The organism is Nocardia sp. NPDC058658, assembly GCF_042716665.1.
Classification (GTDB): domain Bacteria; phylum Actinomycetota; class Actinomycetes; order Mycobacteriales; family Mycobacteriaceae; genus Nocardia.
Genome location: NZ_JBHXRR010000023.1, coordinates 51,542 through 69,866, shown reverse-complemented (window position 1 = coordinate 69,866; position 18,325 = coordinate 51,542). Strand labels below are relative to the sequence as shown.

The window sequence follows — 18,325 nt, the reverse complement described above, 5'->3', positions numbered from 1 at the left end:
GCACCCCGAACAGCGGCGCATCACGCGGTGGCCACCATCACTCGGCAGCCCATCACTCGGCAGCCCATCACTCGGCAGCAGAGCGCCGTGCTCGCGAACTCGTTCGTCGCCGAGCCGGCGCCGGGGCCGTGCCGAGTACATACGACTGCACCAGATGGTTCCAGCTGCACGAACGACACACCTCGACGACATGCACCGAGAATTCCTCGTTCGACTCTGCCATCCGAATCAGTTCCTCGGGCGTCCGCGCCGACCCGGCCGCTTGGCCGAGCCCGTCACCGAACACCCACGAAACCAACGTCAGCTGCTCTTTTCGACAGATCGGGCAGGTCGCCTCACTGCCCCGGCCGTGAAACTTCGCGGCCCTGAGCAGATACGGATTCGCGTCGCACACCTCGGCAACGCCGACCCGCCCCGCGTAGACATCGGCCAGCAGGGACCTGCGCCGGAGCGCATAGTCCACCACCTGCCGCTGAATTCGCACGATCACCAGAGTAGCGGGGATTGATTTCGGCCGCCGGTGGCATCACTGGATCCCCGGTCTCGCCGTAAACTCCCGATACCGGGGTCGTCCCGGGTATTCGTGCAGGTGAGGCAAGCGCAGGCGATGGCTGATTCCAGGCGGGCTCCCCGAGCTGCCGATTCCGGGACGAGAGCGCGTGATATCGATCGCGCGCAGGTGTCGACAATGCTTGACGCGGCCTACGCCGAGGGACAACTCGGTGCTCAGGAGTACCACGACCGGGTGGCTAGGGCCGCGACGGCGCGGACCCTCGGCGAACTGAGCGGCCTCACCGCGGACCTGCAATCGCCCGCGGTGTTCGGCGGCCCCTCGGTCACGCACGGTGCCGCCGACACCGTCCGCGTCCCGGACGGGGCGATCTCCCATGCGAGCATTCGCTTCTCGTCGAACGCCGAGGGCGGTCTCCCCGAGATCACCATCCACGTCAAGAACGAGGCCGAACAGTCCGGCCACTTCACCATCGCCCCGTCCGGCGAACCGATCACAGTTCACCCGAACACTCGCTGACCTGGGCGCATACCTTTCGCGCATCAGTGATATGGGTCATTCCCCTATGCCCGTTTATATCGCTCCGATATAGTGGGAACTCGCATCCACGGTTAGGTTCGTACGGTCTGTCAGGCCGTCATAGTCAGGGAGTGAGGTCGGCAGTGCTCGAATTGGCGATTCTCGGCCTGCTCCTCGACGCGCCCATGCACGGCTACGAGCTGCGTAAGCGGTTGACGGGCCTGCTCGGGGCGTTCCGGGCCTTCTCCTACGGTTCGCTCTACCCGACGCTGCGCAGGATGCAGGCCGACGGGTTGATCGCCGAGGAGCTTCCGGAGGGCGCGATCGCGCGCCGTGCGCGCCGCGTCTACCGGCTCACGCCGGTCGGGCGGGAACGGTTCTCCGAACTTCTTGCCGACACCGGTCCGCAGAACTACACCGATGACGGTTTCGGCGTTCACCTCGCCTTCTTCAGCCGCACTCCCGCCGAGGCGAGAATGCGGATCCTGGAGGGCAGGCGGCGTCAGGTCGAGGAGCGACGAGAGGGTCTGCGGGAGGCGATCAAGAAGGCCAGTGGGTCTTTGGATCGCTACACCAAGCAGCTCCACCAGCTCGGATTGGAATCAAGCGAGCGCGAAGTGCGCTGGCTCAACGAGTTGATTGCGGCGGAGCAATCGACGAAGGCGGCACCACAGAAAGAGGGAAAGAGCGGCCATGAGTGATGTCAACAAGGTTGGATCCGGCGAAGTCCGCGTCGCGATCGTCGGTGTGGGCAACTGCGCATCGTCGCTCGTGCAGGGCGTGCAGTACTACAAGGACGCCGACGAGAACCAGGTCGTTCCCGGCCTCATGCACGTCAAGTTCGGCACCTACCACGTGCGCGACGTGAAGTTCGTGGCCGCGTTCGATGTCGACGCCAAGAAGGTCGGCTTCGACCTGGCCGAGGCCATCTTCGCCAGCGAGAACAACACCATCAAGATCTCCGATGTGCCGCCGACCGACGTGACGGTCCTGCGTGGCCCGACCCTCGACGGCATCGGCAAGTACTACGCCGAGACCATCGAGCAGTCCGAGGCGCCCGCGGTCGACGTGGTCAAGGCGCTCAAGGATGCCAAGGTCGACGTGCTGGTTTCCTACCTGCCGGTGGGTTCGGAAGAAGCCGACAAGTTCTACGCGCAGTGCGCGATCGACGCGAACGTCGCCTTCGTCAACGCGCTGCCGGTCTTCATCGCCTCCGACCCGGTCTGGGCGCAGAAGTTCGTCGACGCCGGTGTCCCGATCGTCGGCGACGACATCAAGTCCCAGGTCGGCGCGACCATCACCCACCGCGTGATGGCCAAGCTGTTCGAAGACCGCGGCGTGGTGCTGGACCGCACCTACCAGCTCAATGTCGGCGGCAACATGGACTTCAAGAACATGCTCGAGCGTGAGCGTCTGGAGTCGAAGAAGGTCTCCAAGACCCAGGCCGTCACCTCGAACCTCACCGGTTCGCTGGCGGGCAAGGTCCACGACCGCAACGTCCACATCGGTCCCTCGGACTACGTGGAGTGGCTCGACGACCGCAAGTGGGCCTACGTGCGCCTCGAGGGTCGCGCCTTCGGCGACGCCCCGCTGAACCTGGAGTACAAGCTCGAGGTGTGGGATTCGCCGAACTCGGCGGGCATCATCATCGATGCTGTCCGTGCGGCGAAGATCGCCAAGGACCGTGGCATCGGCGGACCGGTTATTCCGGCTTCGGCCTACCTGATGAAGTCCCCGCCTGTGCAGATCGCCGACGATGTCGCGCGTACGCAGCTCGAGGCGTTCATCATCGGTGCTGATTAATCACTGAACGAAAAAGCCGGTGCCGCACGAACTTTCGTGCGGCAACCGGCTTTTTTCTGAACCGGGGAGACCTACACCCCCGGATACCGTCGTCAATTATTCGGAATGCGGCTGGACATCGAGCTGAGCCGCAATCCAAGCCACCTCAGTCTGTTTCGAGACGATCGTGTCGATCAGCGCGACCACTGCTTCGCCAGTGACTCCGGGCACGAGGCCATAGCATCCGAGCAGGAGCCGGACCGCGACCCACGCGGTCATCTTGTTGCCTTCGGTGAACGGCTGGTCGCGGATGACCGATTGAAAGACCGCTGCGGCCTTCAACTCCGGTGTCGGGTAGGCCTGTTGGCCGAGCACGATCTGGTCCGGCCGTGTCGCGGCCGCGGCAACCAGGCCCAGATCTCGAATGGCACCGCGCCCCTCGGTGACTCGCTGATTGCACTTGATGAGGGCTTCCGGACGCACTACTCGGATTCTCGAATCAGTGCGAGGAGATCGGCGTCCTCCCGCATCACCTGATCCAGGATCAGATCTTCCTTGCGGCTCAGTGCGCGCATGGCGACCCAATCCCGCAGGGCGTCGCAAATCGCACTGTTGAGCGACGTGTGCGACGCCTCGGCTTCGGTCACAGCAACAGCGTGCAGGTCGTCAGGCAACCGCAGATTCAGATTCGCCATGGCACCACTTTAGCACCACTGGGTCGAAGTGTCCTGGTTCGAGTCCGCGTTGGATCACCCGAACTCGCCCAGGTCGGCTTCAGTCCAGGGAGACGTACACCTCGACGGAAGTCGGGCCGGTGTAGCGCTCGAGTTCGGCGGTGTGTGAGCGGGTGATGGTGCCCGCGTTCTCGGCCTTGATCACCTGGGCCCAGGCGGTGCGCAGTAGGTCGTAGGGCTTGTCCGAGACCACGAACTTGGCGTAGCGGCCCGCGGGAATGCGGGTGAGTACGTCGCCTTCGTCGATGTCGTCGAGGCCTTCCACCTCGTAGCCGAGCACGGCCACGGCGTGATCGTTCTGGCCGATGTAGGCCGCCGAGCGCGGCACGGTCTTCTCGCGCGAGAGGTACCGGTCCCAGGTGAAATTCACCAGGTCGAGGTCGCGCGCGGTCACCTCGCGGCCGGTCAACGGCACGGTGAGGCCGGCGATCAGCCCGTCGTCGAGAGTGACGATTTCGAAATCCACGGCCATCAGCTGTCCTTCTCCTCGGTCAGCGAAACGAAGATCTCGACCGTGCGCTCGTCGGGATACTGCTCGCAGTCGCCGGTATAGGCGCGCACGAATTCACCGGCGGCCTCGGCGTCCCACACCTGGCGCCACAGCCCGACGATGGTGTCGCCGAGGTCGTCGCCACTGGCGACGAAGCGCGCGTAGCGGCCCGCCGGAATCCGGCCGAGCACATCGCCCACCTGCAGGTCGGCCAGAGTCTTGCACTCGTAGCCGACGATGTGAGTGAGGTAGGAATTGATCTCCGGCGCGAAATCCACATAGCCCGTCGCGACCGGCCCCGGTAACGTCCTCGCCCGCAGGTGTGCCCACGCCTCGACCACCTTGGCGCGGCGCGGTCCCTCGACGGCGAGCGCCGGGCTGCGGAGCACCGTGCCCGCGATCAGCGTCTCAGGACGGTCAACGACATTGAAATCCACCTGCGTAGCCCCTATGTCTAGTGTTCCTCGCATGTCGGTACCGACCGCACATCCTCCCGTATCGGTCCGACAGGTTCCGCGCCGGGATCGTCCGACCCCTGGTCGGGTGCGCTCTGGGCAACGATGTTGCCACGTCCTCAGGGTAGTCGGGTGCGGCTGCGCCAACTCGTGATCTATCGCGGCCCTTCGCCGCCGAGTCCGGGGAACAACTCGCCGGGCACGGCGGGTGTCGGCGCGGGCGGAATGATGATCAGCGGCGGCGGTGTGGGGCGCGGCGAGTTCGTCGGCGGACCGAAGATGTCGAAGCCGCCGCTCGGCGGTGTGCGGGTACCGGGGGAGGGCACCAGCGGCGGGCTCGGGATCGGCTGCACCTCGAACTGTTCGACCGGCGTCCCCGCCAGCGCGGCGTCCATCGTCTGCTTCCAGATGTCGGCGGGCAGTCCGGAACCCCAGATGGCCCCGCCGCGACCGTTGCGCAGCGGCTGTGGGTGCTCGGTGCCCACCCACACCGCGGTCGACAGCGAGGGCGTGTACCCGACCATCCACGCGTCCTTGTTGTCCTTGGTCTCGCCGAGCTGGGTGGTGCCGGTCTTGCTCGCCGATTGTCTGCCGTCGGCGAGTCCGTGCCCGTTGGAGTAGTTGGCGATCGGCAGCATCGCCGAGGTGGTGGCATCGGCGATGGCGGCGGTGATGCGCTGTTCGGGTTCCGAGAGTTGCCTGCCCACAGGAGTTTCCGGCCCGCGGTCGAGCAGCACCCGGCCGTCGCCGGTGCTCACCTTCTGCACGAAGTACGGCTGGCGATAGACCCCCGACGCGGCCAGCGTCGCATACGCCGACGCCATATCGATCGGCCGCACCAGGTACTGCCCGAGCACGATCCCGTTGAGCGGGTACCCGTCCGGCTCGGCGAGGCTCACACCCTCGACGCCCGGAATGTATTCGGGGATGCCCGCCAGGTGCGCGGCGTCGGCGATCGAGCGCGGGCCGTCGGCCATGGTCATGGTGAGCCGGTAGAAGCTGGTGTTGAGCGAGCGTTTGAGCGCCTCGGCCAGCGAGCAGCGCCCGCACGAGTCGCCCTCCACATTGGTGATCTCGGTGCCGCGGTCGGTGATCGGCGAACTGTCCATCGCCCGCGTCACCGGGATGCCCTGCTGCTGGGCGGCGACGAGCGCGAAAACCTTGAACGCGGAACCGGTTTGGAGCGGTGCCTGCGCGAAATCGAACCCGGTGCCGTCCTCGCCGCCGTAGTAGGCGCGCACCGCCCCGCTGCGCGGATCGATCGACACCACCGCCGAGCGCAGTTCCGGTGGCTGCCAGGAGAACCGCTCGCGCACCGAGTCGACCGCACCGGCCTGGGCCGCGGCGTCGATGGTGGTGGTGATCTGCAGTGCGCCCGTGTTGATGTCGGCGTCGTCGAGGCCCGCGGCCCGCAGTTCGCGCAGCACCTGGGTGCGGATATGGCCTTCGGGTCCGAGTGCCACCGCTTCGCCGGGAATCTCGTCGAGCGGGATGATCGGCGGGAACACCGTCGCGTCCCGATCGCCGGGCGCGAGCACGTTCATCTCGACCATCCCGTCCAGGACGTACTGCCAGCGCGCCCGCAACTGGTCGAAGTGGTTCTCCGGATCGAGCACCGAGGGGGAGCGGATCACCGCCGCCAGCACCGCGCCCTCGGCGAGGGTCAGCTCGGGCACCGGCTTGGCGAAATAGGCCTTCGACGCGGCCGCGATCCCGTATGCCCCGCGCCCGTAGTAGATGGTGTTGAGGTAGGCGGACAGGATCTCGTCCTTGCTCCACTGCCGCGCCATCTTCGCCGCGATGATCAGCTCCCGCATCTTGCGGGTGATGGTGCGTTCGGAGCTGAGGAAGGCGTTCTTCACATACTGCTGGGTGATCGTCGAACCGCCGCCGGCATTGTCCTGCCCGGTCACGTTGTCGCGGGCGGCACGCAGGAAGCCGCTGGTCGAGTAGCCGGCGTTGGTGTAGAAGGTGCGATCCTCGGCCGCGAGCACGGCGTCACGCACGGGATACGGCACGTCCGTGAGCGGGATGGGAATCCGATTGCCCTGTGGTGGAATGAATTTCGTCAACACGGTGGTGCCGTCGGAAGCCAGCACGGTGGCGGGTTGTTCGACCGCGACCTCGGCCGGTTCGGGGATCTCCGAACTCCAGTACACGGCCACGAACAGCAGCGCGGGCACACATACGAAGATCAGGAACAGCGCGAGCAGCAAGCGCCGGATGCGTTGCCCCCTGGTGCGCGGCTTGCGATCGGTATCGAGCCGCGCGGATTGTTCCCGCCGCGCCGCACCCTTGTCGGAATCGGTGGCGGCCGACCGGGCGGCCTGTTCCCGTCGCGCCGTGGCCTTGTCATCGGGGTGGTCGGTGGCGGCGAGTCGGGCTGCCTGCGCTCGGCGCGCTGCCCCCTTGACCGGCTCCTTGTGGCTCGCCAGCGGATCGCGGAACCCCGCAATCGAGGTATACGGCACGTCCTCGTCGGAACGCCCTCGCCCGCGCTGGGAGGCCACACCATCTCCTTTCGGAGCGAGGGAGAACAATCGCCCGCACCGATGTCGATATCGGTGCAGGCGACTCTACCCGGCAGTGGGTCAAGAACCCGGCAGGTCAGCTCTTGACGCCGCCCGCGGTGAGACCGGAGATGATGCGACGCTGGAAGATCAGCACCATGATCACCAGCGGCACGGTGACGATCACGCCCGCCGCCATGATCGCCGCGTACGGCTGCACCAGCGGGTCGTTGCCGGAGAAGCTCGCGATGGCGACCGTCACCGGTTTGGTGTCGTCGCCCGAGAGCAGCCGGGCCAGCAGGTACTCGTTGATCGAGGCGATGAACGCCAGGATCGCGGTGGTGAACACCGCGGGCGCGGCCAGCGGCAGCATGATCAACCGGAACGCCTGGAACTTGCTCGCACCGTCGATGCGCGCGGCTTCTTCGAGTTCCCACGGCAGTTCGGCGAAGAACGAGGCCAGGATGTAGACCGTCATCGGCAGCACGAACGAGATGTTCGGGATGATCATCGCCTGGTACTCGCCGATCCAGCCCAGATCGGTGAACAGCTGGAACAGCGGCGTCACCAGCACCACGGCCGGGAACATCGACGCCGACAGGATCAGCCCCGAGATCAGGTACTTGCCCGCGAAGGTCATCCGCGCCAGCGCGTAGGCCGCCAGCACGCCGAGAATCAGCGCCACGGCGGTGGTCACCGAACCGATGATCACACTGTTGAGGATCGCCCTGCCGAAGTTGTTGCCGCGGCTGGTGTCGAAGGCGTTGCGGAAGTTCTCCAGCGTCACGTGGGTGGGCCACGGGGTGCTGTCGAAGGTGTGGGCCGGGTCGCGGAACGCGACAACGGCCATCCAGTAGAACGGTCCGAGACCCCAGATCAGCACGATCGCGACACCGAGGTAGAGCCGCACCGTGCCGAGCCGCTTGCGCCACGAAACCGGCTGCACCGGAAGCGGATTCGACTCGGCTTCTTTCGTCATCGAGATGCTCATCAGTTCGCCTTCCGCTGTTCTTCCTGCGTGCGAACAGCATTGGCGCCGAGCACCTTCACCAGCACGAACGCGATACCGAAGACGAGCAGGAACGTGATCACCGACAGTGCCGCGGCGCTGTTGGGACCTTGGCGCACCTGCTCGACCACCAGGATCGACAGCGTGTTGGTCGCCGGGTTCGCGCCGGTCATGATCGCGGGCAGGTCGTACATGCGCAGCGCGTCCATCGTGCGGAACAGCACCGCGACCAGCAGCGCGGGCTTGAGCAGCGGCAGCGTGATGTGCAGGAACCGCTGCCAGGCCGACGCGCCGTCGACCTTGGCCGCCTCGTACACATCGGCCGGAATCACTTGCAGCCCGGCCAGAATCAGCAGCGCCATGAACGGCGTGGTCTTCCACACGTCGGCCGCGATCACCGCGAACCGCGAGGCCCACACATCCGAGGTCCACAGGATGTGCGTGCCGAGCACCCGGTTCACGACACCGTCGTACTGGAACATGAACTCCCACAACCGCGCGGTGACGGCGGTGGGAATCGCCCACGGGATCAGCACGGCGGCACGCAACATCGCCCGGCCGCGGAAGGTCTTGCCCATCACCATGGCCATGCCGAGACCCAGCAGGGCCTCCAGCGACACCGTGATCACGGTGAAGAACAGGGTGATTCCGACCGCCGACCAGAACTGCGAGCCGAGCGTGCCGGTGGGGCACGACACCGTGCCCATCAGCGACCCGCACTGCTGCATCAGCCAGTGCGTGTAGTTGCTGAAACCGGCGCCGCCGCCCTCGACGAACATCCCGGTGGCCGGGTCGATGCCGGAGTCCTTTTGCGTGGACATCCAGATCGCCTCGACCACCGGATAACCGATGACCACGGCCAGTGCGACGAGCACAGGCGCGACGAACAGCCACGCCTTGCCGGATTGTCGCAGGTGCAGCGCTAGCCCGCGCTGCTTGGCTCCCGAAGGATCCGACACCGTTACTACTCTCCTACGGTCTGGTCGGGTCCGCTGCGCGTACCGCTACGAACCGGCGGTCTCGATGCCCTTTTGCATGCCCGCGACTGCGTCGTCGACGGACTTGGCACCGGTCAGTGCAGCATAAGCGTTGTCCTGGATGGCCTTCGACACCGCGGGATAGAACGGCGTGACCGGACGCGGCACCGCGCTGGCGATGGACTCCTTCAGCGCGGGCAGGTACGGCATCTTCGCGATCAGGGCCGGGTCGTCGTAGAGCGAGGTGCGCACCGAGGGCAGCGCACCCGAGGCGATGATCTGCTGCGCCTCTTCGCTGATCAGGTAGCGCACGAAGTCGGCGGCGGTGGCCTTGTTCTTGCTGAACGCGCTGATCGCGGCGTTGTAACCACCGAGGGCCGAGGCGCCGACGCCGGTGTTGCCCGGCAGCGGGGTGACACCGAACTTGTCCTTCACCGCGGAGCCGTCGGCGTTGGCCTGGCCGTACAGGTAGGGCCAGTTGCGCAGGAACAGCAGCTTGCCCTCCTCGAACGCGCTGGCGCTCTCGCCTTCCTTGTAGGTGATGGCCTGTTGGGGGATATCACCGTTCTTGTAGGCGTCGACGAGGACCTTCAGGCCGGCCTTCGACTCCGGGCTGTTCACGGTGGGGGTCTTGCCGTCGGCGCCGACGAAGCTGCCGCCGAAGGCGTTGATGACCTCGGAGGTGTTCACGGTCAGGCCCTCGTAGGGGGCGAGCTGACCGGCGTAGCAACCCATGTTGTTGTCGCGGGCCACCTGGCACTGGCCGAGCATCTCGGTCCAGGTCTTGGGCGGGTTGGGCACCAGGTCCTTGCGGTAGTACAGCAGGCCGCCGTTGGTGTTCTTCGGGGCCGCGTACAGCTTGCCGTTGTAGGTGGCGCTGGCCACGGTCGGCGCGAGCAGCGGCGCGGTGTCGATCGCGAAACTGCCCTCGAGCGGCTGGATCCAGCCCTTGGCCGCGAACTCGGCGGTGTTCGGCACGTCGAGGGCGACGACGTCGTAGCCGTCCTGCTTGGCGCGGAAGTGCTCGGCGAGGTCGTCGTGCTGCTGGGTGCCGTCGGCCGACTGCTCCTTGAACGTCACCTGCTCGTTCGGGTGCGCGGCGTTCCAGCGGTCGATGAGCTGTCGCACCACACCGGTTTCGGTGGTGTCCTTGCCCTCGACGTAGGTGATCGGGCCGCGGCCGGTCAGGTTCTGGTCGAGCGCGTTCCCACCCTCGTCACTCGAGCATCCACTGGCGAACGTTGCGGTGAGCAGGGCGATCGAGGCAGCCGCCATCGTCGCTCTCGGGACAAACTTCAAGGCCATCGCGGACACTCCAGGGTCAAGACGTGAGCAGCAGCACACCAGTCCGGTGCACAAGGCAACATACAGTATCTGTGGCGGGCCGGGGCCCGCGTGTTCTCGGCCCTGAGGACTCGATCTTCCCTCCCTACGGGCACTCCTTCGTCGCACCCTTCGGTCAGTCCAGATCGAGGCGGCCGAGAACGGGCAAAGACTTACACAGTTTTGGTGTCAGTGGGGTGGCTTAGGGTCATTGCTTGTGACAAGTCCTTCGCCCGCCGCTATGCCTGATCGGATGCTCACCCGCATCGGTGGTTTGCTGCGCAAGGCCGAGTCCACCGACAACGCCCACGAGGCCGAGGCCTTCCTCGCCGCCGCCCAGCGCCTGGCGACGAAATCCTCGATCGATCTGGCGGTGGCGCGCTCCCATGTCGCCTCGCGCGAGCGCAGGTCGGCGCCGGTGCAGCGGATCATCCCGATCGGCGAACCAGGCCGAAAAGGCTTGCGCACCTACGTCCAGCTGTTCGTGGCGATCGCGACGGCCAACGATGTTCGCTGCGATGTCGCCCGCACCTCGGCCCAGGTCTACGCCTACGGCTTCGCCGCCGATATCGACACCTGCGAAGCCCTCTACTCGAGCCTGCTCATCCAGATGGTTCGCGCTTCCGATCACTACATCAAATCCGGCGCGTATCGCGAGGCGACGGTTCTGAAGGTCGTCACCGAGAAGCGCCTCGGACGCACGGTTCGTCGCAAGGTGGAGGTGCCTGTCGCGGGGGTCACCGCACGGCTGAATTTCCAGATGGCCTTCGCCGCCCGCATCGGCGCCCGTTTGGCCGAGGTGAAAGCCGAAGTGGTCGCCGAGGAATCGGCCGCCGAGTCGACCGGAACGGCCTTGGCCCTACGCGACAAAGAAGTAGCCCTCACCGACTTCTACACGACCACCTCCGAAGCCCGCGGAACCTGGCGCGGGCCACAGACTTCCACCGGTCACTCCGCCGCTGCCCGCCGAGCGGGGGACCGGGCAGGCCGCACGGCCCGATTGGGCACCTCCCCGGAACTCCCCGCCGCGCGCCGAAAACTCACGGACCGATGAGTTCATGGAACCTTCGATGACAATCGCGCGGCCTCGCGGGCGCGCATGGGCCACGGTGTCTACGAATTGCGGGCCGACCACCCGGCGGGCAGTCCGGCTGCGTACAGCCGATCGGACAAGCCGTGCCGCAAGATGATTCGGGCACGCGGCGCGACAGTCAGCGGGCCAAGGTGTACGACGGTGAGCAATTGGTGCGCGGCGTGTTCGATCGGGCCGAGGAGTTCGGGCATCGAACGGTCGACATCTACGGCTCGCAGCTGACCCTGCCGGTGGAGCGGCGTTTCGCGTCCGTGGAATCGGTGCAGAGTTACGTCGACAAGGTGCTGGCACTGAATTGGGTTCGCGCGCATTGGGAGCGGGCCGCGGTGCCGGTTCGGGTCCGCGCTCGCGGTGGAGCGGCGGCGGCGCACTACGAGCCCGCGAACGCTGTGCTGGCTGTGCCTCTGCACACTGGTTCGACTGCCTGGGCACTGCGTGAACTCGTCGTCCTGCACGAACTCGCCCACCATTTGTCGCCCGATTCCGCCGAAGCCCCACACGGTCCCGAATTCTGTACCCGCTATGTCGAATTGGTCGACGGCATCATCGGCCCGGAAGCCGCATTGTTGATCCGAACGACATTTGCCGGCTGCGGTGTCGGGTTCGGTTAGCTGGGGTCGACTCTCGGGGTTTGCCGTCCCGGGTGGTTTGAGGCTGTGTTTTTGGAGCGCTGGCGCGCTCGAGCGGGGCCCCGGAGGGCCCCGATCTTCCCTCCCTGCGGGTACTCCTTCGTCGCACCCTCCGGTCAGTCCAGATCGGGGCGGGCCCCTTTGGTAAAGACTTCCTGGGGATTACCCGTTGAGTAGGGTGCTGACCCGCTCGTAGCGGCGCAACCACCAGTCGACCCGGTCGGGGTCGGGGTGGCGGTACTTGTCGAGCAACAAAGGATCGGGCTCCGGCGGCGCGGTCGGTACCGGCAACCACCCGTCCACCGGCAACAGCGATTCCGCGACCAGATCGCCTTCGAACAGCGCGAGTGTGCCCAATCCACAAGCGAATTCGAGCTCGGGCAACGCCCCTGCCAGCGCCAACTGCGCGGACAACCCGACGCTGGTCTCGAGTGCCGACGACACAACCGTAGGCAGCCCCGCCGCCCCCGCCACCGCCAACGCCCGCCGCACCCCACCCAACGGCGTGCACTTGAGCACCGCCACATCCGCCGCCCCCGCCATCGCGACCCGCATCGGATCCTCGGCCCGCCGAATCGACTCGTCAGCGGCGATCGGCACCGAAACCCGCGCCCGAACCTCCGCCAATTCCTCGATGGTCCGACAAGGCTGTTCTACATACTCCAAACCACCGGCGGCCCTATCGATCTCCCCGATATGCCGAACGGCCGTCTCGACGTCCCACACCGCATTGGCGTCGACCCGAACGGCGCCCGATTCGCCGATCGCTTCCCGCACCGCCGCCACCCGCGCCACATCCTCGGCCAACGAGTCAGGGTGATCGGCCACTTTCACTTTCGCTGTGGCGCAACCGGATTCCCGAACAATTCGCCCGGCCCGCACGGCATCCACCGCGGGCACCGTGCAATTCACCGGAATACGATCCCGCACCGGCGCGGGCCACCCCACCGTCACCTGCTCAACAGCAGTAGCCAACCACCCAGCAGCCTCCCGATCGTCATACTCGGGAAACGCACAGAACTCCCCCCACCCCAACTCCCCGCGAATCAACATCCCCTCGCGCACAGTGATCCCCCGAAACCGCGTTCGCAGCGGTATCGCATACACAAACAGGTCGGCGCTCACCTGGCCAATCGTAGAGCGATCGAGCAGGCGAGCACCGACCTGTCGGTTTCAGAGGCGTTCGATGACGGTGGCGTTGGCGAGTCCGCCCGCTTCGCACATCGTCTGCAATCCGTAGCGCGCCCCACGCTGTCGCATGGCGTGGACCAGCGTCGTCATCAACCGCGCACCGGACGCACCGAGCGGATGCCCGAGCGCGATCGCCCCGCCGTTGACATTGACCCGGCTCATATCCACCCCGGTCTCCTCCGCCCACGCCAGCACAACCGGCGAAAACGCCTCGTTGATCTCGAACAGGTCGATGTCACCGATCTCGAGACCGGCCCGCCGCAGCACCTTCTCGGTGGCCGGGATAACCGCCGTGAGCATCAGCAACGGATCGTCGCCCGCGACGGCGAAGCTGTGCAGCCGCGCCAACGGCCGCAGCCCGAGCTGCTCGGCCCGTTTGCCGGACATGATCAGCACCGCCGAACTCCCGTCGCTGACCTGACTGGCCGAGGCGGCCGTGATCTCCCAGCCGATCTGCGGGAACCGTGCCGCCATCGCGGGGTCGTAGTAAGCAGGCTCGAGTTTCGCGAGGGTGTCGAGAGTGCTGCCGACCCTGATTCCCTCATCCGAGCTCAGTCCGTTGATCGGCGCGAGTTCATCCGCGAACAGGCCGTCTTTGGTTGCCAGAGCGGCCTTTTCATGGCTGCCGAGCGCGAACTCGTCGAGCTGAGTACGAGTCAACCCCCACTTGGCGGCGATCAGCTCGGCACTGATCCCCTGTGGGACGAGATCCTCGGGATAGCGCTCCGCGAAGGCAACGCCCGATAGGTCAGTGGCACCAATCAGGTTGGCCCCCATGGGAACTCGCCCCATCGATTCCACGCCCGCCGCAACCACAATGTCATAGGCGCCCGCGATAACCCCCTGTGCCGCAAAGTGAATCGCCTGCTGACTACTGCCGCACTGCCGATCCACCGTCGTGGCAGGCACGGATTCCGGATACCCGGCCGCCAGTGCGGCTCGCCGAGTCATATTCGACCCCTGTTCCCCGACCTGGGTGACGATCCCGCCGATCACATCGTCTATCAGCGCCGGGTCGATCCCGCTGCGCTCGACCACCGCCCGCAGACTGTGCGCCAGCAGATCAACAGGATGAACGTCGTGAAGTGCGCCGTTCGGCTTGCCCCGCCCGATCGGGGTGCGTACCGCTTCGACGATGACCGCGTCTCGCATGTGGATGTCCTCTTTCGACAACGCTGACTCTAGCTGACAATAGCCAGCGTAGGCCCTAACTATCATCAACTCAAGTCAGATTGGCTATGATGTCTCTCATGGCAGCCGTGATGGAAGGACCCCTGGCCGATCTGAGCAGATGGAACACCGAAGGCTGCTCCATCGCCAGAGCCATGGACCTCATCGGCACCCGCTCCGCGATGCTCATCCTGCGCGAGGCCTACTACGGCACCCGCCGCTTCGACGGCTTCGCCCGCCGGGTGGGCATCACCGACGCCGCCGCATCGGCCCAACTCCGCAAACTCACCACCGCCGGCCTCCTGGAAAAGCGCCCCTACCAGGAAGAAGGCAAACGCACCCGCCACGAATACACCCTCACCCAAATGGGCCGAGACCTACTCCCCGCCGTAGTGGCCCTCTGGCAATGGGGCGACACCTACCTCCAGCCAGGCCCCCCACCCCTGCTCCGGACAGACACCGAAACCGGCGCCCCCGTCCGCGCCGGCCTCCACACCCCCGACGGCACCGAAATCCCCCTCGAACGCCTGGCAGTCCGCGTCAACGACGACTACCTCCGCGACCGAAAAGCTGCCCGCGAGCGGAAGTAGCCTGCCTGCGACGCAATCGGCATTGACAGTGCCAGTTTTCGCCCGTAGCGTCATCTGTGACATGTATGGCATCTGCGCCTTCTGTCGGTACAGGTTGCGGAAAGGGGCGATGTGGTTGCCATCCATGAGGTAGATGCCACCGGTGTGCCTGCCGAACAGCTGGCAAAACTCGAGCAGCTCGTCGCCGAACTGGGCCCATCCGAACTGCGTGAACTGCTGGAAGCTGTGACGGCGAGCGTGCACTCCGGAATCGACGTCGCCATGTTCCGCGCCGACGATGTACTGACGCCGACCCAAGTTGCGGCTCGCGTCGGTATGAGCCGTACCCATTTGTACAAACTGCTCGATTCCGGTGCGCTTCCGTCGTTCCGTGTCGGCCGCGACCGGCGCATCCGCGTCGCCGACGTGGTCGCCTTCCAGCGCACCCGCGAGCGTGATCGCGGAGAGCTTGCCGAGCGCTTCGCTCAGATGGACCAGACCCGCCGAGATGCCATCGAAGAGCTGGCAGACGAGCTGTAATCCGGACTCTGACAAGATGGTTCGGTGGATGCCAACCGCCGCGCACGTCCTACCGTTCGGTTGCTTGCCGAGGATTTGCCCTCAGGCTGGGCCGACCCGAGAATTTTCCGCGCCGTCAACGAGGGCCGGTGGAACGACCTCCATCCGCTCGGTGAACTTCCGCACCCGTTGCTCCGCAAGGCAGCCCAGCTCTACGGTGACGACCCGCAAGACGATCCTCCGCCACGAATCATCGCCTGTTCGGGCTCGCTCAAACTGCAGGAATTGCGAAATGCTCAGTGGCGCGCAGGAATCTGGACCGACCCAGAATCCGGTGTGCGGTGGGTGTGTGTCGCCGGACTCGCGAAAGGCGGGCACCGGGACGGCGACGACTTCTACGAAAAGTTGAACGCGCTGGTCGAGCGTTCCGGTGGTTCGGAGTTGAGGCCGACCGACGCCGACCGCCGACTGTTGCGCCGTGAGACAGCGGCGTGGGCGATCACTGCCTGGGAACTTCGACTGCAAGCGACCGTCGGGGAAGTCTTGGAAAGTGTCGTAGGCGGAGGTATTGCGCGCTTCGATGCACCTCACCCCGCCCGATCCGAATCGATGGGCGAGATCGAGTTGACTGTCGTCTCCGGCGACTGCGAAGAGTTTGTGCTCGTTGTCGATCTCGACGCGCGCTTTGCCGCAAGCTCGCTCGGATGGTCGCTCATCACCCGAGTTCTCGTCTCGATCTCGCCGCCGACTCAGGACTGGGATCGGTTCGAACGTTCGTTCGCGACCAGCGCGGAGGGCGGGTTCGCGCGGCACCGCGCCGCGCAACTTCGCCTAGCGGCGGAGCGCGGCGAACTGCTGCCCCCGGAGTTCGGAACTGTGAGCCATTTCGTTCACTCGGAACACCTTGCCGCCGCGACCGTCGAGGGAAACGCGACGCGCGCGCTGTGTGGAGTCTTCTTCGTTCCCATGCAAGATCATGAGCGCCTACCCACCTGCCCGGAATGTACCGTCAGATTTGCTGTTCTCCCGAAATAGCTGTGCAGGCGGCACTATCGACGTACCGCCTGCACATCCGAGTCAGCGCAGGCGGCGGCCGTCGACGCTGAAGAAGTACACGTGTTCGGGGTCGGCGGTCAGGCGGAGGCGATCGCCTTTGCGCGGCGGGTTGCGCCAATCGACCCGCGCCACAATGGTTTCGCCGGTCTGGCCGCTGGCGCCTGCGGAGAGGGCACGGCCGTAGACGTAGGCGTCGGAGCCGAGCTCCTCGACCACGTCGACTTCCATCTCGAGGCCGCCGTTGCCCACCTCGAGGTGTTCGGGGCGGATGCCGAGTACCACGGAGCCCTCACCCGCGTCGGCCACCGCGCGCGGCACCCGGACCGGGTAGCCGCCGATGGTGACGGCGCCGTCGTTGACGGGGAGCGTGAACAGGTTCATCGCGGGCGAACCCATGAAACCGGCGACGAACATGTTTGCCGGGTCGCGGTAGAGGTCGCGCGGGGAGGCGCACTGCTGGAGCAGGCCGTCCTTGAGGACCGCGACCCGGTCGCCCATCGTCATCGCCTCGACCTGGTCGTGGGTGACGTAGACCGTGGTGGTGCCGAGCCGCCGCTGCAACTGTGCGATCTGGGTGCGGGTCTGCACGCGCAGTTTGGCGTCGAGGTTCGACAGCGGCTCGTCCATCAGGAACACCCGCGGCTGCCGCACGATCGCGCGCCCCATCGCCACCCGCTGCCGCTGACCACCGGACAGCGCCTTCGGCTTACGATCCAGGTACTGCTCGAGGTCGAGCAGCTTGGCCGCCTCGAGCACCCGCTCGTCCCGCTCGGCCTTGGACACCTTGGCCAGCTTCAGCGCGAACCCCATGTTCTCCGCGACCGACATGTGCGGGTACAGCGCGTAGTTCTGGAACACCATCGCGATATCGCGATCCTTGGGCTCGGCGTTGGTCACATCCTTCTCGCCGATCCGAATGCACCCCGAGTTCACCTCCTCGAGCCCAGCCAACATCCGCAGCGAGGTCGATTTGCCGCACCCCGAGGGTCCGACGAGCACCAGGAATTCGCCATCGGCGATCTCGAGATCCAATGCGTCGACCGCAGGCTTGGTAGCACCGGCGTACAGCCGGGTAGCGCGGTCGAAAGTAACGGTAGCCATGCGTAGATCAACATCCCATCCCGGCAGGAACGTGCCGGACGATCCGAGTACGGGTTCTTATTCGGTACGAGCGCCATCACATTAGCCGCCCCCGCGACGCCAGGCGAGGGACCTGCACACCGGCTGTCGAGCCGCGCTTGTGCAATCCTCGATCATGCGGAAAGTCAGAACCTGGGTTGTCGTCTCGGCCGTATCGCCGATCGTTTTTCCGCTGGTCGTCGTCGGTGTGGCATACGTGGTGGACGCGATCACCGGAACGGGCGCCGACATCGCCTGGAACTGGTTGTTCGTCCTGATCCTGGGGATCGTCTTTTTCCTGCCTGGAATCTGCGCGCCGCTGGTCGGTGCCGCCTTGCTCCCGCGCCGCTCCGGCGCAGTCATCACCTTCATCGGGCTGCTGCTGAGCGCGGCCGCGGCCGCATTGCTGATCACCGGCGGGCTCGATGACGCCCGCAACAGCCTCGATGATCAACCGCGGATGACCCCGCGCTTGTCGATTGCAGAAGCGCTTGTGTTCGCGGTGCCCTATGCGCTGGTCATCCTGGTCAGCCTCTACGCCGCCTGGCGGGTTGTCGCAGCCGCACGCACCCGCGACGAGGGCGCCGGGCCCATCGCACCGCAGGACCGTGCGACCCCCGCGAGCTCCGGGTAGCCTCGGTCGCGGAGTCGATCCGAGCCCTCGAGGAG

21 protein-coding genes are annotated in these 18,325 nt (G+C 66.1%); 9 read left to right on the top strand and 12 right to left on the bottom strand.

The window, feature by feature from the left end:
- Positions 1 to 67 precede the first annotated feature (67 nt).
- Complete coding sequence (locus ACFWUP_RS25645) at positions 68 to 484, bottom strand: DUF5318 domain-containing protein (RefSeq protein ID WP_170112103.1); 417 nt, start codon at positions 482 to 484, stop codon at positions 68 to 70.
- 123 nt (positions 485 to 607) lie between these two features.
- Between ACFWUP_RS25645 and ACFWUP_RS25640 the strand changes: the two genes are divergently transcribed.
- The 3 genes from ACFWUP_RS25640 (at position 608) to ACFWUP_RS25630 (ending at position 2,833) form a co-directional block, all read left to right on the top strand.
- Complete coding sequence (locus ACFWUP_RS25640) at positions 608 to 1,030, top strand: DUF1707 domain-containing protein (protein WP_379238440.1); 423 nt, start codon at positions 608 to 610, stop codon at positions 1,028 to 1,030.
- Positions 1,031 to 1,173: 143 nt separating this feature from the next.
- On the top strand, positions 1,174 to 1,731 hold the full coding sequence (locus ACFWUP_RS25635) for a PadR family transcriptional regulator (protein ID WP_379238509.1): 558 nt from the start codon (positions 1,174 to 1,176) through the stop codon (positions 1,729 to 1,731).
- Positions 1,724 to 2,833 carry an inositol-3-phosphate synthase gene (locus tag ACFWUP_RS25630; RefSeq protein ID WP_379238438.1) on the top strand — a complete coding sequence of 370 codons (1,110 nt, stop codon included), beginning with the start codon at positions 1,724 to 1,726 and terminating at the stop codon, positions 2,831 to 2,833. Before ACFWUP_RS25635 ends, ACFWUP_RS25630 begins: the two co-directional genes overlap by 8 nt.
- Positions 2,834 to 2,929: 96 nt before the next feature.
- On the opposite strand, the gene ACFWUP_RS25625 is transcribed toward ACFWUP_RS25630, so the two are convergent.
- The 8 genes from ACFWUP_RS25625 to ACFWUP_RS25590 form a co-directional block, all read right to left on the bottom strand.
- Positions 2,930 to 3,295, bottom strand: coding sequence for a type II toxin-antitoxin system death-on-curing family toxin (locus tag ACFWUP_RS25625; protein WP_379238436.1), 366 nt, complete (start codon positions 3,293 to 3,295; stop codon positions 2,930 to 2,932).
- The gene (locus tag ACFWUP_RS25620; RefSeq protein WP_379238434.1) at positions 3,295 to 3,507 is read right to left on the bottom strand and encodes a toxin-antitoxin system HicB family antitoxin; all 213 of its coding nucleotides are present in this window, start codon (positions 3,505 to 3,507) and stop codon (positions 3,295 to 3,297) included. The genes ACFWUP_RS25625 and ACFWUP_RS25620 overlap by 1 nt, the downstream gene beginning before the upstream one ends.
- A gap of 79 nt (positions 3,508 to 3,586) precedes the next feature.
- On the bottom strand, positions 3,587 to 4,018 hold the full coding sequence (locus tag ACFWUP_RS25615) for a GyrI-like domain-containing protein (protein ID WP_379238432.1): 432 nt from the start codon (positions 4,016 to 4,018) through the stop codon (positions 3,587 to 3,589).
- Entirely contained in the window at positions 4,018 to 4,473 is a 456-nt protein-coding gene (locus ACFWUP_RS25610) for a GyrI-like domain-containing protein (RefSeq protein ID WP_379238430.1), read from the bottom strand. The genes ACFWUP_RS25615 and ACFWUP_RS25610 overlap by 1 nt, the downstream gene beginning before the upstream one ends.
- Before the next feature lie 173 nt (positions 4,474 to 4,646).
- On the bottom strand, positions 4,647 to 7,001 hold the full coding sequence (locus ACFWUP_RS25605; RefSeq protein WP_379238428.1) for a transglycosylase domain-containing protein: 2,355 nt from the start codon (positions 6,999 to 7,001) through the stop codon (positions 4,647 to 4,649).
- A gap of 97 nt (positions 7,002 to 7,098) precedes the next feature.
- Complete coding sequence (locus ACFWUP_RS25600) at positions 7,099 to 7,992, bottom strand: carbohydrate ABC transporter permease (protein WP_379238426.1); 894 nt, start codon at positions 7,990 to 7,992, stop codon at positions 7,099 to 7,101.
- A complete protein-coding gene (locus ACFWUP_RS25595) occupies positions 7,992 to 8,969 on the bottom strand; it encodes a carbohydrate ABC transporter permease (RefSeq protein ID WP_379238424.1) in 978 nt (325 codons plus the stop codon). Before ACFWUP_RS25595 ends, ACFWUP_RS25600 begins: the two co-directional genes overlap by 1 nt.
- Before the next feature lie 45 nt (positions 8,970 to 9,014).
- A complete protein-coding gene (locus ACFWUP_RS25590; RefSeq protein ID WP_379238422.1) occupies positions 9,015 to 10,292 on the bottom strand; it encodes an ABC transporter substrate-binding protein in 1,278 nt (425 codons plus the stop codon).
- Positions 10,293 to 10,563: 271 nt separating this feature from the next.
- Between ACFWUP_RS25590 and ACFWUP_RS25585 the strand changes: the two genes are divergently transcribed.
- Positions 10,564 to 11,364 carry a DUF2786 domain-containing protein gene (locus ACFWUP_RS25585; RefSeq protein ID WP_379238507.1) on the top strand — a complete coding sequence of 267 codons (801 nt, stop codon included), beginning with the start codon at positions 10,564 to 10,566 and terminating at the stop codon, positions 11,362 to 11,364.
- A gap of 122 nt (positions 11,365 to 11,486) precedes the next feature.
- Positions 11,487 to 12,014, top strand: a complete 528-nt coding sequence (locus ACFWUP_RS25580; protein ID WP_379238420.1) for a TIGR04338 family metallohydrolase — start codon at positions 11,487 to 11,489, stop codon at positions 12,012 to 12,014.
- A gap of 180 nt (positions 12,015 to 12,194) precedes the next feature.
- Here the strand turns inward: ACFWUP_RS25580 and ACFWUP_RS25575 are convergent, their stop codons facing one another.
- Complete coding sequence (locus tag ACFWUP_RS25575) at positions 12,195 to 13,157, bottom strand: o-succinylbenzoate synthase (protein WP_379238418.1); 963 nt, start codon at positions 13,155 to 13,157, stop codon at positions 12,195 to 12,197.
- Positions 13,158 to 13,205: 48 nt separating this feature from the next.
- Positions 13,206 to 14,375, bottom strand: a complete 1,170-nt coding sequence (locus tag ACFWUP_RS25570) for a thiolase family protein (protein WP_379238416.1) — start codon at positions 14,373 to 14,375, stop codon at positions 13,206 to 13,208.
- 98 nt (positions 14,376 to 14,473) lie between these two features.
- Here ACFWUP_RS25570 and ACFWUP_RS25565 point away from each other — a divergent pair, with 98 nt between their 5' ends.
- From ACFWUP_RS25565 to ACFWUP_RS25555, 3 genes are all read left to right on the top strand, one after another.
- Complete coding sequence (locus ACFWUP_RS25565; RefSeq protein WP_379238414.1) at positions 14,474 to 14,983, top strand: winged helix-turn-helix transcriptional regulator; 510 nt, start codon at positions 14,474 to 14,476, stop codon at positions 14,981 to 14,983.
- A 144-nt stretch (positions 14,984 to 15,127) separates the two neighbouring features.
- Positions 15,128 to 15,502: a helix-turn-helix domain-containing protein gene (locus ACFWUP_RS25560; protein WP_379238412.1), complete on the top strand. Its 375-nt coding sequence runs from the start codon at positions 15,128 to 15,130 to the stop codon at positions 15,500 to 15,502.
- 24 nt (positions 15,503 to 15,526) lie between these two features.
- Positions 15,527 to 16,516: a DUF3039 domain-containing protein gene (locus tag ACFWUP_RS25555; protein ID WP_379238410.1), complete on the top strand. Its 990-nt coding sequence runs from the start codon at positions 15,527 to 15,529 to the stop codon at positions 16,514 to 16,516.
- A gap of 42 nt (positions 16,517 to 16,558) precedes the next feature.
- Here the strand turns inward: ACFWUP_RS25555 and ACFWUP_RS25550 are convergent, their stop codons facing one another.
- Positions 16,559 to 17,638, bottom strand: coding sequence for an ABC transporter ATP-binding protein (locus ACFWUP_RS25550; protein ID WP_379238408.1), 1,080 nt, complete (start codon positions 17,636 to 17,638; stop codon positions 16,559 to 16,561).
- Positions 17,639 to 17,792: 154 nt separating this feature from the next.
- On the opposite strand from ACFWUP_RS25550, the gene ACFWUP_RS25545 reads away from it, so the two are divergent.
- The gene (locus ACFWUP_RS25545) at positions 17,793 to 18,290 is read left to right on the top strand and encodes a hypothetical protein (protein WP_379238406.1); all 498 of its coding nucleotides are present in this window, start codon (positions 17,793 to 17,795) and stop codon (positions 18,288 to 18,290) included.
- Positions 18,291 to 18,325 lie beyond the last annotated feature (35 nt).